Genomic DNA, 17,646 nt, shown 5'->3' with positions numbered 1-17,646 from the left:
TTTACTCAAGCTTTTGTAAGAATTTTTCAAATTTTTTATTTGCTAAAATAATGATATTTAAATCTACATTCTCTTGAAGTTTAATTTCCTTCATAAAATCAAGAAAATTTTGAACTAAACTTTTATTATTATCAATCCACAAATCTAAATCAATTATTGATTTAGATTTATTTATTATTTTGATCAATAATTTTCTTTGTTTGTCATATAAGTCATCTTTTAAAGACTGAATGCCGAGCCTGCTCCAATAAGAATTATTTAATTGTTTCTCACAAGCTTTGCGAAGCCAATCAATGTTAAACCTATTACCGACGGAAAAGTATAAACTTGCTATCTCTATGTTATTGCCTCCTGTTTGTTTAGTAATATATATTATATCAAAAACCGAAACTAAGCTGTCAAGTGTGACTATTATATTCGCAAATGATTCATCTACCCCGGAAGCAATATAGTATTTTAATTTATCTTCAAGCTTTGCTTTAGCTTCTTCTACCAACAACCCGCCGACTATCTTCCTTAAAATTTGTGTAGGTTCAAAAAACTCTTCGATGGTATCGCTAATATTAATAGGATGTTTCGCATGTTTAATAAACCACGCAATACCTCGACGCATAAGTTTAGCTATTTCAGTGAACATATCAATTTTAATATTATAATCGATATTAGCAGGTAGCAACTCCACTTGTTCCCGAATATTATCAAGGTCAAATATTTCGCAAATAATTATAAATGAACGTACTATATCACAAAGTGCAGCACCGGTTTCACGTTTTAATATACTAACTAAAGGACCGCCTAGGTGATTAATGATTTTATTGGTTACAACGGTTCTAATAATTTCATGTTTAAGCGGGTGTGCTAAAATCTCTAAACGGAATTTATCCCTCATTAATTCGGGGAAATAATTTATAAGGCAAGAATCAAAATATTTATCATGTGAAAAGGTAGCAGTTATTAATTCGTGGTAAACCGACCTTTTACTATAAGAAAGAAGAATGCAAAGCTCAGGACGGGTTAACGTCTCGCCGTTTACGGCTCTTTTGTTTAACTCTTCAGCCGTCGGCAAAAACTCGTTACTTCGTACTAATATTTTTTCCTCTTCTAAAATATCGATAAATCGGCTAAATATTCCAACGGTTAAAGTCGGAGATAGCTGCATAACGGTTATAGCTTGCGTTTGCTGATAATTATCGACAAGTACTAACTCTTCCACTTGCTTTGTCATATCTATTAGTAGCTTATTGCGTTCCTCCAAGGTAATTTTACCGGAAGTTACGGCACTAGTTAGGGCAATTTTTATATTCACCTCATGATCCGAGCAGTCAACTCCGGCGGAATTATCTATAAAATCGGCGTTTATGCGTCCGCCTTTCTTAGCGTATTCAACTCTACCTCGTTGAGATACGCCGACATTTCCTCCTTCAGCTATAACTTTTGCTCTAATTTCCTCGCCGTTGCATCTAAGATTATCGTTTGCTTTATCGCCGATTTCTAAATTACTTTCCGTTTTAGCTTTAATATAAGTTCCTATTCCGCCGTTCCAAAGCAGATCGACATTTGCTTTTAAAATAAATTTTATAAGTTCTTCGGGCGTTGCTTCGTTTGCATTTATTTCAAGTAATGCTTTAATTTCCGGTGTTAATTTAATCGATTTACTACTACGTTCAAACACTCCGCCGCCTTGTGAGATAAGCTTAATATCATAGTCCGACCAATTAGATTCGCGTAAATTAAACAGACGCAGACGCTCATTAAAGCTAAGCAACGGATCAGGAGACGGATCAATGAATATATGTTTATGATTAAATGCGGCAACTAACTTAACTACCTTCGATCTAAGCATGCCGTTACCAAACACGTCACCCGACATATCACCGATGCCTACCATTGTAATAGGGTCTTTTTGAACATCTATTCCCATGATTTGGAAGTGATTTGTTACTGCGATCCAAGCACCTTTAGAAGTGATGGCCATTTTCTTATGGTCATAGCCGGCAGAACCGCCTGAGGCAAAAGCATCGCCGAGCCAATAGTTATATTCATGTGCAATGCTATTTGCATAATCTGAAAATGAAGCCGTACCTTTATCGGCGGCAACTACTAGATAAGGATCTTCTTGATCGTAAATAACGGTATCTTTCGGCTGCACCACTTTCCCGTCAATAATATTGTCGGTAATATCTAGCATACCTCGTAGAAAATTTTTATAGCACTCAACTACTTTTGCCATATATTCTGCACGGCTTAAACCTTCCGGAGTAAAATTAACAAAAAATGCACCTTTAGAGCCTACCGGAACAATAACCGAGTTTTTTGTCATTTGTGCTTTCATAAGTCCAAGTGCCTCTAGCCTATAATCCTCTGCTCTATCTGACCATCTAAGTCCACCGCGTGATACTTTCCCACCTCTTAAATGAACGGCTTCAAAATCCTTGGAATATACAAATATTTCGGCAAATGGGATGGGCTGCGGTAAATTCGGTACTTTACTTGAGTCGAACTTAAAAGCAAGATAGTGTTTATTAACAATCTTATTATCGGAATCGTTAGGTACAAGTTGATAATAGTTAGTCCTTATAATAGCTTCGATAATATGAAACATGCTACGCAATACTTGATCTTCACTGCTGATAGTTACCGTAGCAAGATAATTAGTAATATTCTCTTTTATTTCAGCTAATTTTTTATCAGCTAGACATATTGGATTAAATTTTACATTAAATAAAGCCACTAGCATTTTAGTATATACCGGATGCTTTATTAAAGTAAGTTGTACATAGCCTTTGCCGTAGATAAAACCGGTTTGATGTAGATATCTAGTTAAAGCTTTGACGAGCTTCACCTGTTTCCAATTAAAGCCGGCAAGTACTATCAGCTTACTTAAAGAATCATTGGCAAGAAGTCCGGAAGTTATTTTATCCAAAGCCTCTTCAACATTTATTTTTAATTCAGTGATATCGTCTTTCACCGGCACAGGACTAGTCAAGATAAAGTTATATACCCAGCTTTCTTTAATTTCCCCTACTTCTTTAATAACAAAGCTTTGTTCATCAATTGCTTTAAAGCCTAAATTCTCTATCGGCGGAAGTATATTAGAAAGGATTAATTTGACGCTGGGGCTGTATATTTTTAAGTGAAACTCAGATTCATTAATAGCTACTAAATTAAACAGGCATTTTTGTTTATTACTAGCTTTCGTTAGATATTCAATATCTACTAACGCTGTTTCAGGAGGAAATTTTTGGCGATAATCTGCGGGGAAAATAGCATCGAAAAGTTTTAAATTAATTCCTGCCTGATATTCGCCGAATTTTTTAGAAAGTTTAAGATAAAAATCTTCACTCCAGCGAGTGGAAATACGGTCTAAATCTTGTTGTATTATTTCCGCTTCAAAATTTATTTGGTTTTTATCAACAGCTTCTAAAGTAACAAATAAATAGGAAAAACTTCCTGCTACTTCGGTGATATAATTAGATAATATTTTGCTGCCGAATTTTTCCGTCAAATAACAATCTATCTTATTATGTATTTCTGAAGTTAGCCGCTCTCTCGGTAGAAAAATTATTATATTAAGGAAAGAACTTGACCAATCATATTGAATGAATAATTTAAGTTTTTTGCTCATCATACTTGAAAGCATGTGCAGACACATACAATATAAATCTCCTTCATCAACTTGGATAAAAGCTTCCCTAGGTAGCGACTCTATTAGAATTTTTAATTTATCGGCATTATAACCCGATAACGAAAATCCGGCTTTTTCTAGTACAAAATTAAGTTTTTGTCTTAACAGTGGAATATCACTTATCGATTGGTAGTATATAGGGAAGTTGTAAATGCCGAAAATGATACTTCCGGAAATATATTCACCGTTTTTATCAAGGTTTTTAACTAAAATATAATCTACTAAATTATCCGGATGAATAAGCGAAACGCTATTGACTTTACCCAAAATAATCAATTGATTTTGATGTAGCGGATTTGCCGAGCATTTTATAATATCGTCGATCTCCGATTTTATATTTTGCCATATTTTTGTTACGCCTTCTTCTTTCGTTAATTTTAAAGATTTCACGTCAAAATCAAGCATCCCTAAGAAAATTAAATTATCATTCTTTAACCAACGTAGAAACTCGCTAGACTCGTTACAATTTAATTTATCATTCTTGCATAGTTGTTGATTGTTGGAAATCAGCAAAGCTAGCTCATCTAACCTTGCTATTAATTTCTGCGAAACGTTATAACCTTGTTCAAGTTCATCTAATCTTGCATTTAACGATTCTTTTAAATCGGCAATAGCTTTATTATCTAGATTCCCTAAAATAGATATATGCACTACCGATTCAGCTTTTGCGTCATTAGTAGGAGTATCTACTATCTTCAATAAATTGCCCTTATCGTTGCGTATACAATTAATAACAGGATGTAGTAAAAACTTAGTCGATAAATTAATATTGGCAAGTAAACACACTATAGCGTCGACTATATGAGGCTTGTTATCGATTAATATTAAAATATTAACCGCCGGATCATTTTCAATAACCGTGCTTGTTACCGCTAATTTTTTGCTGCCTATCGTCCTTTTTTTAAAAAACTCGAAAGCTTGGTCGGCAAAATTTTGAAATAATTCTCGTCTATTATTAAAATCATAATCTATCGGAATATAGGTTAAAAATTTTTGAATAAATTCAATATAAAATAATTCCCCTTTACGTGTCGTACTAAGCTCTAAAATCTCTGTTTTATAGCTCGGCACTTGACAGTTTAATCTACTTGCATTTAACGATGATAAGTTTGTTACCATATTTACCCTAAAATTATATATTCTGTTGTTATTCCTGCGAAGGCGTTGTTATGTGGTTCTAAAAAAGTGCTGTATGTCATTCCCGCGAAGGCGGGAATCCAGATTTTTTACTGTCATGCTGAACTCGTTTCATCATCCCTTGAAAAATATCCTGAAATAAATTCAGGATGACTATTATTTTTCTGGATTCCCGTTTTCACGGGAATGACATCGAAGGTGCTTAATCACACCACACAAAAATGACAAATATTCAAAATTCCCTTAAATTCACATTATATATATGCTATATAACTTATATTATATTAGATAAAATAACTTACGCAAGAGGGATAGAAATATAGTGGACACAATATTTGCTCAAAGTTCGGCACCGGGTAGAGCGGGAGTAGCGGTTTTTAGAATTTCCGGCTCTAAAAGCTTAGAGGTTTTAGCTATGCTGACTAGGAAAAAGAATTTTAAACCGAGATTTATGTATTATCAAAAACTTATCGATCCTGAGAGCCTTGAGCTAATCGATAATGCTATGGTGGTATATTTTCCTGCTCCTGCTAGCTTTACCGGTGAGGAGGTCGTAGAAATTTACCCGCACGGCAGTAAAGCAATTGCAATAATGCTTACGAGTGTGCTACTAAATATTGCCGGTATTCGAATAGCGGAAGCAGGTGAATTTACCAAAAGAGCTTTTTTAAACGGTAAATTTGACTTAACCGCTGCCGAAGGGATTGCCGATTTAATTGAAGCAGAAACTATTATGCAACATAAGCAAGCAATCAGACAGGCAGGAGGAGCACTTGAACTTTTATATGGCGAGTGGCGTAAGAATCTTTTAAGAATAATCAGTTTACTTGAAGCCTATATAGATTTTCCCGACGAAGATATTCCAAATGCCGTACTTACTGAAGTAATGAATATTAGTACTAAACTCAAAGACGAACTAACAAGTTATCTTAACGATAATCGTCGAGGGGAATTACTCCGAAGCGGTATAGAATTAGCAATAGTCGGGGCACCGAATGTCGGCAAATCTAGTTTGCTAAATTTTTTAATGCAACGAGAAATAGCTATTGTTTCAAATATCGCCGGTACTACGAGGGATATAATTGAAGGTCATTTAGATATCGGCGGCTATCCTATCATTTTACAAGATACCGCCGGTATAAGGTCTGGAAGTGACGATTTAATTGAACAAGAAGGCATTAAAAGAGCTATAGAATCAGCTAAAAAAGCCGATATTAAAATCATTATGTTTGACGTAGAACAATTAACCTTATTAGGTTCAAATTTAAATAAGGCTATTATTGATTTAATTGATAATAACACTATAATAATTATCAATAAAATTGATTTAAATAAGTCCAGTAAAATATTTTCTATTGAAAGTAAATATAATTGTTTAAAAATTTCGATAAAAGAAAATATCGGCACACAGGAGATACTCAAAAATATTGAAAATATTGCCGCAAATATTGCCGGCTTAACCGAAACACCTTATATAACACAGGAACGTCATCGTCGTTATTTAAAGCAAGCCCTAGCGGCGTTAACAAGCTTTAATTTGGAAAAAGATTTAATTCTGGCCACCGAAGATATTAGAATGACAATTAGAGCTATTAGTGCGATTACCGGTTCTATCGATATAGAAGAAATACTAGGTGAAATATTTAAAAATTTTTGTATAGGGAAATAAAAAAGAAATTATTATAGGCAAGTGGTGGTATTGTGTGGCTCGAAAAAAGTGCTATATGTCATTCTAGCTATACAACAACACTTTTAGCCGCTCGCCATGACGTTTGGGGTATCCACGCAACAACGCCTTAGAACAACATAATTCAACAACAAAAAATTAAAATCAATGAATAACCTATATCCCGAAATTAAAAGTAAAGAGCTACCGCCAAAAAAACTAGTGGTGTTATTGCACGGTGTCGGTTCTGACGGTCACGATTTGATAGGTCTAGTGCCGTATATCAAAGATGATTTACCGGATTGCTATTTTATTTCTCCGCATGGGATAGAACCTTACGATATGGCACCTTACGGGCGACAATGGTTTAGTTTACAAGATCGCACTCCCCGTAAAATACAAAAATTACTGGAAAATAATGTTGCACTTCTTGCAGAAATAATTAAGCAAAAACAAGCCGAGTTAAACTTGACCAATAAAGATACTATTATTATCGGCTTTTCTCAAGGCACAATGATTGGGCTATATTTAACTATCCTTCAACAAGAACCGTTTTTATGTAGTATAGGTTTTTCGGGGATGCTAATCATCCCGCAAGAATGTGTTAATAAATCAACCCCTATTTGCTTAATTCATGGCGAACTTGACGAGGTAGTTAGTATTAGCGAAATGGATAATGCAGCAAAATATTTATCCAAATATCAGATACCTTATGAAAGCCGTAGGATTGCCCGACTTGCCCATTCTATTGATGCAAGAGGGCTAGAATTTGCAATTAATTTTATCAAAAAACAATAGGTTAGACTAATGGATATTTTTACCGATAAATTAGCTGATACAGATAAAGAAATTTATGAAATTATCAGTAACGAAAAACATCGACAAAGAGACGTGGTTGAGCTTATTGCGTCGGAAAATTTTACAAGCCAAGCCGTGCTAGAAGCTCAAGGTTCGGTACTTACCAATAAATACGCTGAAGGTTATCCGGGGAAGCGTTTTTATAACGGCTGCGAGGAGGTAGATAAGGCGGAGCTGCTCGCCATAGAGCATGCAAAAAAATTATTTAATTGTCAATACGCCAACGTTCAGCCTCATTCAGGTTCACAAGCTAATCAAGCAGCTTTTTTGACGTTATTACAGCCAGGCGATACTATCCTTGGTATGTCTTTAGATAGCGGCGGGCATTTAACACACGGTGCTCCTCCTAACATGTCCGGTAAATGGTTTAATGCGGTTTTTTATAGCGTCGACAAAGATAACTATTTAATTGATTACAATGAAATAGAAAAGCTAGCAATATTACATAAACCGAAATTAATTATTGCCGGTTATTCCGCTTATCCAAGAAACTTAGATTTTGCCAAATTCCGAGAAATTGCCGACAAAGTAGGTGCATATCTTATGGCAGATATTGCTCATATCGCCGGACTTATTGCTGTTGGCACACATGCAAGCCCGCTGTCTTTTGCTCATGTTGTAACCTCTACCACTCATAAAACTTTGCGAGGTCCAAGAGGCGGTTTAATTCTGTCAAACGACGAAGAGGTTGGGAAAAAAATAAATCTTGCTTTATTTCCCGGGATACAAGGCGGACCGTTAATGCATATTATAGCCGCAAAGGCCGTAGCCTTCAAGGAAGCTTTACAGCCTGAATATAAAAACTACATAAAGCAGGTTTTAAGTAACGCTAAAGCTCTAGCTAAAAGCGTGCAAGAAAGAGGATATGATATTTTAACAGGCGGCACCGATAACCATATCGTGTTAGTTGATTTACGCAAAAACGGTATCACCGGCAAAATAGCCGCCAACTCTTTAGATAGAGCCGGCATTACTTGTAATAAAAACAGTATACCTTTTGATGAAACTTCGCCTTTTATTACTTCAGGGATTAGGCTAGGCTCGCCTGCTTGTACAACTAGAGGATTTAAGGAACAAGAATTTATACTAGTCGGACAAATGATTGCCGATATATTAGATAGTCTTAAAAACAATCAGGATAATAGCGGATGCGAGGAAAAAATTTACGCACAAGTAAAAAATTTAGTCAAAAACTTTCCTTTTTATAATGTCTAACTGTTTGAAAATTATAAAATAATAGTCATGAATACAAAATTAGTCTTTCCCGGATTTTCGTCAGAAGCAATTAATTTTCTCCAACAATTACAAGCTAATAATAACCGTCTATGGTTTAAAGAAAATAAACATATATTTAAGGATTTATTAGAACCGGCAGCTCATATATTTGTTGAACAAATGACTCAAAACCTTCAGGAAATTGCCAAAGAACCTATGCAAGGCAAGATTTTCCGTATTTATCGTGATGTACGCTTCAGTAAAAATAACACTCCTTACGATCCGTCTTTAAGAATAGGATTCACCCGCTTAAATACTAAGCAAGCTCAATGTAGCGATTACCCTATGTTTTATTTCTCGCTACAACCGGATAAGCTTATTCTCGCTTGCGGTCTACGTGAGTTTTCTAAAAATGGGTTAATTGCTTACCGTGAGGCAATAATTGATAATCAAAGAGGTGCAAAGCTTGAAGCTCTTCTCAACACCTATATCAAAAAGAATTTCAAACTTGATCCGCCGGACTTAAAAAATGTACCAAACGGTTATGATAAGAATCACCCTAGAGAAAATTTATTGCGTCGTAAAAAGCTTGCTATCTGGAGTTATTTCTCCTCCCTAGATAACATTACTACCCCGAATGCTCTAAAATTTTGTCTTGAACAATATCGTATTATGCAACCTATTTATGAATGGCTAAAGATACTCAAATCGTCATTGCGAAGCCACGAAGTGGCTGTGGCAATCCAGTCAAATAAATTTTTATACTAAACTTGCCACCTATATAAATTTTTTGGTATTCTAATTAAATCCCTCATATATTCGGGATAGCCTGGATGGCCACGACGCCAAGAGGCGTCTCGCCATGACGATTTCGGGAACCATGCAACAATGCTTTCAGTCGCTCGCAATGACGTTTAGGGTATCCACGCAACAATGCCTTGCGAGGAGCGTAGCGACGTGGCAATCTCTCTTAAATTCAATTAGATTGCTTCGTCGGCATAAATGCCTTCTCGCAATGACAGAGAGACACAAGACTAGATTCCCGCCTTCGCGGGAATGACATACGGCATTAGGAATCCTATTATCATTTCGTGTATTGTTTGCGTATCGAGATTTGAAGCATCTATAGTTATTATCCGTTCAGGGAATTTTTTACTAATATCTTTAAAGCCATTATAAATATCTTGATGAAAATCTAAATGCTTTTTATCAAATTTATTATTAGCATCTCGTTTAGCTATTCTCTCTATCGCAATTTCCGGTTTTACGTCTATAAAAAATGTAATATCCGGCATAAGACCCGCCATTAAAGATTTATGCAGGTCATAAACTAAATTCACGCCTATCTCTGAATATTGCCCTTGATAACAAGCGGTAGAGTCTATAAATCTATCGCAAATAACCGTATAACCCTCTTGAAGACCGGGCAGAATTTTTTTATGGAGATGATCATAGCGAGCTGCCATAATTTGCAATAACTCCGACATAGGCAGTAAATCCTCATCAATCAAAATATCCCGCATCTTTTCGGCTACGTTAGTCCCGCCTATTTCTCTCGTTAAAATAGCGGGGATATTTTTCGATAGTAAATACTGGTACAACATCTTACTTTGCGTAGATTTACCGCACCCCTCACCGCCTTCAAAGGTAATAAATTTTCCTAGCTTTAAGTTATTCATTTATTATAATCGCATTCATAAAAAGTTAAAAATAAATATAAGCAGTATAAATGAAAAGTTCTTTTAATAAAAGAGATATATCAATCTTGATCGGCAATGCTATGGATCATTTTGATACAGCACTTTACGGTTTTCTTGCTCCTGTGCTTGCCGGTATTTTTTTTCCAAATCACGATAAAATAGTAGGTTTAATACTTACTTACAGTGTTCTTGCGACCTCTTTATTTACACGTCCGCTCGGTTCTTATTTTTTTGGCGTTATTGCTAAAAAATACGGCGATGTTTTTGCTTTATCTCACTCTTTAATCGGCGTTGCTCTGGCTACCGCCCTTATCGGAGCAATACCTGCATATGAACAAATAGGGTGGCTTGCTCCGCTATTATTAGTGGTAATCAGAACTATACAAGGCATATATTCCGAAGGGGAGTGTGCTATTGCTAAATTATATATTTTAGAAAATAAAGAACAGCGGCAAGCATTTAAAGCTTCATATTTTTATCAAACCTCTACTATGGTCGGCATTATTTTTGCTTCGTTTATTAGTAGTATAGTTTTAAATGTAGATTATAATAAATATTGGCGAGTATGCTTTATATTCGGCGGAATTACTGCAATGATAGGTTATTTTCTAAGAAAAAGCGATTCTATTAGATGTCATTCCCGCGAAAGCGGGAACCCAGAAAATAATAGTCATCCTGAATTTATTTCAGGATCTATTAATGAGATGCTGAAACAAGTTCAGCATGACAAAAAAAGCCTAGGTTCCGCTTTTGCGAGAATGACATTTTTACATGATTTCGTTACAATCTGGAATAACAAACTAAATATTTCACGCGTTAGTCTTGTAGTAGGTTTTTCTTACTTAACTTATATCATGCCTTTTGTATTTATGAATAGCTTTATTCCGCTTATTACTGATATATCCCTCAAAACGATGATGGCTTTTAATACAGGGCTATTGATTCTTGATATGGTAATGATACCGATAATCGGGCGTTTAGTAGAAAAATTACCTTACATAAAACTATTGAGTTACGCCCTTACAATCATGATTTTAACTATAATTCCTTTATGGCTATTTCTTAATAATGCTTCTTTATGGTATGTTAACTTTGTCCGCATATGGATTGTAATTTTGGGAGTAACGCTTTTATGTCCGCTAAATTGTTGGTTAAATGATTTATTTAAAACACCCGACAAATATATGTTAGTAGGAATCGGCAGCAGTATCGGCTCTTCGCTAATCGGTCGCCTAACTCCTTCGATTTGTTTAACACTTTGGCATGTAACAAACAGCTCTCTATCCATCGGGATATATATAACCGTAACGGCTTTAGGAGCATTATGGGCAATTAAAACTCCGAATCGAATATAGCTTCAACCATTAAGCTATAGACACTAAATTTTGCAAAGTGTTCGGTGTCATTCTAGTTCCTTGATCACGGCATCCAGTCTTTTTATTAAGGTTTTTTCTGGATACCGTGGTCAAGCCACGGTATGACACCATACTTGTAATAACCATAATACGGTAAATTCTATCCATACAACAACACCCTACTATATAATATAAATATTACACCTCTTTTTGCCTATATTCCTCCATCTGCATTACCAACTGTTTTATTTCAGCGGCTTTTGATTTATCTGCTACTAACAGACCATTTTTACTATTAATAACAATTATGTTATCCAGCCCCACTACCGTTGTTAGTTTACTATCGGAACTAATATAAGAATTTGTCGTATCACTAATTATGACGTTGCCCTCACAATAATTATCGGTGATATCTTTTTGCTTTATCTGCCATAAAGAATGCCAAGTACCAAGATCACTCCAGGCAAAATTTGCTTTTATCATAATCATTTCGGGAATATGCTCTATTATGGCGTGATCGATAGAAACGGCTTTAGCTTTATTATAAATTTCTAAATCTAGCTTTGTAGTATTTGCATTTTTTGTAGCTGAGTTTAACGCATTTTGTGCTATGTCCCATAAATCAGGCTGGAATTTACACACATGATTTAATAAAAAATCAATATTATAAATAAAAATTCCCGAATTCCAACAATACCTGCCGTTTTGGATATAATTATGAACCTGCTCTAACGAAGGCTTTTCGATAAAATGACTAGTTTGATAAATATTTTCGGCAATAAGAGTTTCTGCTTTTATATAGCCATACTCGGTATTTGGGCGATCGATGGGAATACCGATAGTACAAATTCCCCATTTTTCTATGTAACTTAAAGCCTTATTAATAGTTGTAAAATATTTCTCTTCATCCGATATATAATGATCGGAAGGCAGTAATATTACAGTATTAAAACCGTTATTTTTTGCAGCTAGTGCCGTAATAACAGCACACATAGCAGTATTTTTTGCTAGCGGTTCGGTAATTAACTCTATTTCCGTATTAATTTCTGCTGCTTGTTCTTTGGTTATAAATTCATGCCTGTCACCTGTTATTACTAATGGCATACCAAATGGTTTATTTCTCATTAAAGTTTTTTGCAATAAACTTGACTCTGTAAGGGTTTTTAAAAATAGCTTAGGGTTAATTGAGCATGACAACGGCCATAACCTTGCACCTTGCCCTCCTGCCATAATAACGGGTTTTATTTTCATGTTTTACAACTAATAATTAAAATTTAAAGTAAAAAAATTTATAGATAATTACAATTTAAATGTCAACTATTAGTTTTTGAAAATTGTATTGATATTATTCCTGCGAGGCATTGTTGCGTGGATAGAATTTTTGCAAGCGTACGGTGGTGTCATTCTAGTTCCTTGATCACGGCATCCAGTCTTTTTATTAAGGTTTTTTCTGGATACCGTGGAAGGGGCCTCGGTATGACACCATACTTGTAATAACCATAATACGGTAAATTATAAGCCACGCAGCAATGCCCGCCCGCAATGACGATTCTTCTTATTCCCCTTGTGCTTATTCAGCTAAAGGCTCTCCGGAAGTTTCGTCATGTTCTTTTAACATATAGCCACGTCCCCAAACCGTATCTATATAGTCTTTTCCACCGGCAGCATCACTTAATTTTTTACGTAACTTACATATAAACACGTCGATAATCTTCATTTCCGGTCCACCGACATTATTATATAGGTGGTTTAAAAACATTTCTTTAGTTAATATCGTTCCCCTGCGTAATATAAGCAATTCTAAAATTGCATATTCCTTATTAGTCAAATGTACTTTCCTTTCGTCGACTTCAACACTTCTAGTATCCAGATTCACACTAACTTTATCGAATCTAAATACCGATTCTGAATGCCCTTTAGAACGTCTAACTATTGCTTTTATACGAGCAATTAGCTCTTCTCTGACGAACGGTTTAGTTAAATAATCATCGGCACCGGAAGAAAAGCCGGTAATTTTCTGGTCCATACTAGTAAGACCGGATAAAATTAAAATAGGTGTTTTTACCTTTACCGCCCTCAATCTTAGTAGAACTTCAAACCCGCTAATATCCGGTAGCATAATATCTAAAATAATCAGATCGTATTTATAAATTTTACCGACTTTTAAACCGTCCGTACCGACTGAAACTATGTCACAAACTATTCCTTCAGAGGCTAAAGTTAGTTCAATTAAGTTAGCCATTTGCGGCTCATCTTCAATTAAAAGAACCCTCATTATATCTTTCTCCTTAATAACAAATTTATTTTTTTATCTAATTTCATATAGCTCTCCTTAATTTCTCAATAATTAAATAATTTTTATTTAAATTGCTTTATACATTTGTTAACAAAATAAGTAAAGATTATTTAATTCTATTTTAAATTTTTTATTCTCTTTAACAAAAAATTTAAAATACGTCATGGCAAGAAAACGTTGAGTTTGTTGTATGGCTCTAAAAAAGTGCCGTATGTCATTCTAGCTAAAAGCAGGAATCCAGAAAAAAATATTTTTAAGTCATCCTGAATTTATTTCAGGATCTACTACAAGAGATGCTGAAACGAGTTCAGCATGACAAAAAAAGTCTGGATTCCCGTTTTCACGGGAATGACATAGAAAATTCGATCCATACAACAACTCCCCTGCTACACGGGAATGACATCAGAAATTATATTAATTCTGATGTTCTAACATTTTTTTATGATATAAAGCACCGAAATCTATAGGATCAATCATTAACGGCTGAAACCCACCGTCTTGCGTGACGCTTGCAATAATCTTTCTGGCAAACGGAAAAATCATTGACGGACAATGAACGGATAACAAAATTTGATGCTGTTCAGGAGCGATATTAATTAAATTAAACACTCCGGCGTATTTTAATTCTACTAAAAATAATTTATATTTCTCATTTCTTGCGGTAGCTTCAATATTTAGTTCAACCTCATAAAAATTTTCTTCCGGTAAATTAGAAATATTTATATCAAGTGATAAATCAATTTGGGGATTACGTTCTAAAGCGGCAAGCGATGAGGGTGCAGAAGGGCTTTCAAACGATAAATCTTTTATATATTGTGCATTAACGGAAATGTGAGGTGTCGCTTCAGGAGCATTAGGGTTTGGTATATTCATAAAATCCTTATTTTTAATATTATTTTAAGTTCAATGGCATTGTTGAATGGAACGAATTTTTTGGTGTCATTCCCGCGAAGGCGGGAATCCAGAGAATATTTAAGCGAATTATATAGTAAATTTTTATATAATTTTGCTTATTTTAAGTGTTTTTTCTGGATTCCCGCTTTCGCGGGAATGACATACAGCACTTTTTTCGAGTCATACAACAACGCTTAAGTTAACGGTAGGGTAACTCCGAGTTGTTTCATATATTTCCCTTGCCGGTCTGCGTAGGAAAGGTCGCAAGCTTGGTCTCCTTTTAAAAACAAAAATTGACAAGCTCCTTCATTGGCGTAAATTTTAGCAGGCAAAGGAGTAGTATTTGAAAACTCTAACGTAACATGTCCTTCCCATTCCGGTTCTAACGGCGTAACGTTGATGATTATACCGCATCTGGCATAAGTAGATTTACCTACACAAATAACTATCACGTCCCGAGGAATTTTAAAATACTCAACTGTTCTACCAAGGGCAAAGCTATTCGGCGGAATAATACATACATCCACTTCCCTGTCCACTAAACTACATTTATCAAAATTTTTAGGGTCAACGATAGCGGAGTTAATATTAGTAAATATTTTGAACTCCCTTGATACTCTTGTATCGTAACCGTAAGAAGATAATCCGTAAGAAATAATTTTTTCCGAATTATGAACCCTAACTTGTTTGTCTACAAAGGGCTCAATCATCCCGTGGCTACCGGTCATTTCTTTAATCCATTTGTCTGACATGATTGACATTATACTAATACTTGACAATTAAATTAATAAAGTGATAATTATAACTAAATATTATTAAAATACAAAATATTAATTGTAAATATTAATTTTATTTTTAGATTTAGTTACTAAGTTATTTAAAAATAAAAAACTAAAAGTATATAGGGCGTTGTTGCACGGATCGAATTTTTGATGTCATTCCTGCGAAAGCAGGAATCCAGAGAATATTTAAGCGAATTATATAGTGAATTTTTATATAATTTTACTTATTTTAAGTGTTTTTTCTGGATTCCCGCTTTTGCGGGAATGACATATAGCACCTTTCTCGATCCATGCAACAACGCCAGTATATAGTGGCAATTATACCACTTTGCGTATTAATTAACCTTGAAAATTATATATTATTCCTAATTCTTGTGGTAAATTTTAAGAACTGCATTATATTTAGTTTATAAAATTTAACCCATATTTTAGTTAAGCTCAAAATTGGTAATAAAAATTTGGTAATAAAACTAGATATTTTAATGAGTAAGAGGTTTAAAATGAAAAAATTATTATTATTAGCAACTATAGCTTGCTTTACTCAATCAGCTTTTGCAGCTGATTATACGCCTACTATCAAAATTGCTAACCCTAATACCGAAATAAAATTAGAAGGTTTCTTTGAATTTGAAAGCGGTTTTGCAAGCCAAAATCATCTATTAGGATATGAAAAAAATGTTTCCGATAATAGAAAGAAAACAGCTTTTTATACGGAAGCCGCATTTGACGCTACTATTTCTCAAACTCTTAATGACGATGTAACGGCCGGTGTTAAAATCGTGTTGTTACCTACTACCAGACCTAAAACTTCCACAAGTTATAACGGTTCTCATATTTTCTTGAAAACGGATTACGGAAAAGTTGAAATCGGTTCTCCTTACGATGCAGGAGCTAACATGCGTATCACCGGCGGTAACGTAACGGCAGGCACGGGCGGCTGGTCTAGATATGTGATTCTTGACGGTCAATATATGAGATATCACACCCTTAAACCCGATTTTGATTCTAGTAGTAATTTTTATATCGAATCATTTTCTAATAACTTTGACCAAATTAACGATAAAGCAGAGGCAGCTAGAAAAGTTTCTTATTACACACCTAAATTTAGCGGCTTTCAAGCCGGTATTTCTTATACACCGGATTCGGCTAACACCGGCGGTAATAGAGATATTAATAACTTAACACTTGAAAACTCAGCTAGAAGCGGCATCAGCAAATCAAATACCGGTATCAGGAATGTACAGTTAGATGACGGCACAACCATGAGAATTAATCAAAATGTTAAGGATGCAATATCGGCCGGTATGACCTACGAGCATGAAATTGCCGACGATGTAGCTTTAAAATTATCGGTTACGGGCGAATATGCTAAGCCGGCACGACAACTTATTCAGTCTAAAAAAGAAGGCACGACAACAACAGTGTTAGCAAGCTATAAACTCTCTGATTTAAAAGCTTATAATCTCGGTGCCGTCTTCACTTACGGTAATGTTTCATGTTCCGCTTCTTACGGTAGTTTAGGGAAAAGCTTAACCGCCAAAGAATTTCATAAAGTCGGGCGTGATACTTATTATTATAACGGCGGTCTTGCTTATGCTCAAGGACCGATTAAAACGAGTGTCTCGTATTTTAAATCATCAAGATATAAAAATACCGTTGATACCGTAAGTTTAGGTACGGAATATAAAATAATGCCGGGGCTATTGCCTTATGCCGAAGTGTCATATTTTCAAGCAAAAGGCAAACCGGTTTATTACGTAGAAGCACCTAATAAGAAAATTAAAGGAACCGTCGGACTTATCGGTGCAAAACTTAAATTCTAAGTTTTATATCGCCTATTTGATGTTCGATGCCATCCCGCATAGGCGACGCAGTCTTGTTGTGTGGTTCTAAAAAAGTGCCGTATGTCATTCTAGCTAAAGGCGGGAATCCAGAAAAATAATAAAAACTCCGTCATGGCGAAGCCACGAAGTGGCTGTGGCCATCCAGGCTATCCCGAATATATGAGGGATTTAATTAGAATACTAAACAAGTTTAGTATAAAAATATGTTTAACTG

At 35.0% G+C, this 17,646-nt stretch carries 12 protein-coding genes; 6 read left to right on the top strand and 6 right to left on the bottom strand.

The genetic code is table 11. From position 1 onward, the window contains the following. Position 1: 1 nt before the first annotated feature. Positions 2-4,804, bottom strand: coding sequence for an NAD-glutamate dehydrogenase (locus tag AAGD48_RS07885; protein WP_341789654.1), 4,803 nt, complete (start codon positions 4,802-4,804; stop codon positions 2-4). A 340-nt stretch (positions 4,805-5,144) separates the two neighbouring features. Here AAGD48_RS07885 and mnmE point away from each other — a divergent pair, with 340 nt between their 5' ends. The 4 genes from mnmE (at position 5,145) to AAGD48_RS07865 (ending at position 9,329) form a co-directional block, all read left to right on the top strand. After that, positions 5,145-6,491: a tRNA uridine-5-carboxymethylaminomethyl(34) synthesis GTPase MnmE gene (gene mnmE / locus AAGD48_RS07880; RefSeq protein WP_341789653.1), complete on the top strand. Its 1,347-nt coding sequence runs from the start codon at positions 5,145-5,147 to the stop codon at positions 6,489-6,491. Positions 6,492-6,656: 165 nt separating this feature from the next. Continuing rightward, positions 6,657-7,286: a dienelactone hydrolase family protein gene (locus AAGD48_RS07875; RefSeq protein ID WP_341789652.1), complete on the top strand. Its 630-nt coding sequence runs from the start codon at positions 6,657-6,659 to the stop codon at positions 7,284-7,286. A gap of 9 nt (positions 7,287-7,295) precedes the next feature. Next, a complete protein-coding gene (gene glyA / locus AAGD48_RS07870; RefSeq protein WP_341789651.1) occupies positions 7,296-8,561 on the top strand; it encodes a serine hydroxymethyltransferase in 1,266 nt (421 codons plus the stop codon). 27 nt (positions 8,562-8,588) lie between these two features. Continuing rightward, positions 8,589-9,329, top strand: a complete 741-nt coding sequence (locus AAGD48_RS07865; protein WP_341789650.1) for a DUF2461 domain-containing protein — start codon at positions 8,589-8,591, stop codon at positions 9,327-9,329. 266 nt (positions 9,330-9,595) lie between these two features. Here AAGD48_RS07865 and tmk read toward each other — a convergent pair whose 3' ends face one another. Then, positions 9,596-10,240: a dTMP kinase gene (gene tmk, locus AAGD48_RS07860; protein WP_341789649.1), complete on the bottom strand. Its 645-nt coding sequence runs from the start codon at positions 10,238-10,240 to the stop codon at positions 9,596-9,598. 50 nt (positions 10,241-10,290) lie between these two features. Here tmk and AAGD48_RS07855 point away from each other — a divergent pair, with 50 nt between their 5' ends. After that, positions 10,291-11,616, top strand: coding sequence for an MFS transporter (locus AAGD48_RS07855; RefSeq protein ID WP_341789648.1), 1,326 nt, complete (start codon positions 10,291-10,293; stop codon positions 11,614-11,616). Between the two features lie 198 nt (positions 11,617-11,814). Here AAGD48_RS07855 and AAGD48_RS07850 read toward each other — a convergent pair whose 3' ends face one another. The 4 genes from AAGD48_RS07850 to dcd all read right to left on the bottom strand — a co-directional run bounded on the left by AAGD48_RS07850 (position 11,815) and on the right by dcd (position 15,567). Then, on the bottom strand, positions 11,815-12,867 hold the full coding sequence (locus AAGD48_RS07850; RefSeq protein WP_341789647.1) for a mannose-1-phosphate guanylyltransferase: 1,053 nt from the start codon (positions 12,865-12,867) through the stop codon (positions 11,815-11,817). Between the two features lie 319 nt (positions 12,868-13,186). Beyond that, entirely contained in the window at positions 13,187-13,891 is a 705-nt protein-coding gene (gene ctrA, locus AAGD48_RS07845; RefSeq protein ID WP_341789646.1) for a response regulator transcription factor CtrA, read from the bottom strand. 435 nt (positions 13,892-14,326) lie between these two features. Then, on the bottom strand, positions 14,327-14,785 hold the full coding sequence (gene secB / locus AAGD48_RS07840; RefSeq protein ID WP_341789645.1) for a protein-export chaperone SecB: 459 nt from the start codon (positions 14,783-14,785) through the stop codon (positions 14,327-14,329). Positions 14,786-15,000: 215 nt separating this feature from the next. Continuing rightward, positions 15,001-15,567, bottom strand: coding sequence for a dCTP deaminase (gene dcd / locus AAGD48_RS07835; protein WP_341789644.1), 567 nt, complete (start codon positions 15,565-15,567; stop codon positions 15,001-15,003). Between the two features lie 521 nt (positions 15,568-16,088). On the opposite strand from dcd, the gene AAGD48_RS07830 reads away from it, so the two are divergent. Further along, entirely contained in the window at positions 16,089-17,411 is a 1,323-nt protein-coding gene (locus AAGD48_RS07830; RefSeq protein WP_341789643.1) for a porin, read from the top strand. The last annotated feature ends 235 nt before the right edge of the window (positions 17,412-17,646 follow it).

Origin of the sequence: Rickettsia endosymbiont of Polydrusus tereticollis (assembly GCF_964026385.1) — a bacterium.
In the GTDB taxonomy this organism is placed as follows: domain Bacteria; phylum Pseudomonadota; class Alphaproteobacteria; order Rickettsiales; family Rickettsiaceae; genus Rickettsia.
Note: the sequence above shows the minus strand (reverse complement) of the source record. Positions and strands in the feature narration are given on the sequence as shown.

What these genes read in the sequence shown, in the direction of transcription:
- AAGD48_RS07830 (WP_341789643.1), top strand. Translation starts at nt 16,089, where the DNA reads ATGAAAAAATTATTATTATTAGCAACTATAGCTTGCTTTACTCAATCA.
- ctrA (WP_341789646.1), bottom strand. Translation starts at nt 13,891, where the DNA reads ATGAGGGTTCTTTTAATTGAAGATGAGCCGCAAATGGCTAACTTAATT.
- AAGD48_RS07875 (WP_341789652.1), top strand. Translation starts at nt 6,657, where the DNA reads ATGAATAACCTATATCCCGAAATTAAAAGTAAAGAGCTACCGCCAAAA.
- tmk (WP_341789649.1), bottom strand. Translation starts at nt 10,240, where the DNA reads ATGAATAACTTAAAGCTAGGAAAATTTATTACCTTTGAAGGCGGTGAG.
- AAGD48_RS07885 (WP_341789654.1), bottom strand. Translation starts at nt 4,804, where the DNA reads ATGGTAACAAACTTATCATCGTTAAATGCAAGTAGATTAAACTGTCAA.
- AAGD48_RS07855 (WP_341789648.1), top strand. Translation starts at nt 10,291, where the DNA reads ATGAAAAGTTCTTTTAATAAAAGAGATATATCAATCTTGATCGGCAAT.
- AAGD48_RS07865 (WP_341789650.1), top strand. Translation starts at nt 8,589, where the DNA reads ATGAATACAAAATTAGTCTTTCCCGGATTTTCGTCAGAAGCAATTAAT.
- AAGD48_RS07850 (WP_341789647.1), bottom strand. Translation starts at nt 12,867, where the DNA reads ATGAAAATAAAACCCGTTATTATGGCAGGAGGGCAAGGTGCAAGGTTA.
- dcd (WP_341789644.1), bottom strand. Translation starts at nt 15,567, where the DNA reads ATGTCAATCATGTCAGACAAATGGATTAAAGAAATGACCGGTAGCCAC.
- secB (WP_341789645.1), bottom strand. Translation starts at nt 14,785, where the DNA reads ATGAATATACCAAACCCTAATGCTCCTGAAGCGACACCTCACATTTCC.
- glyA (WP_341789651.1), top strand. Translation starts at nt 7,296, where the DNA reads ATGGATATTTTTACCGATAAATTAGCTGATACAGATAAAGAAATTTAT.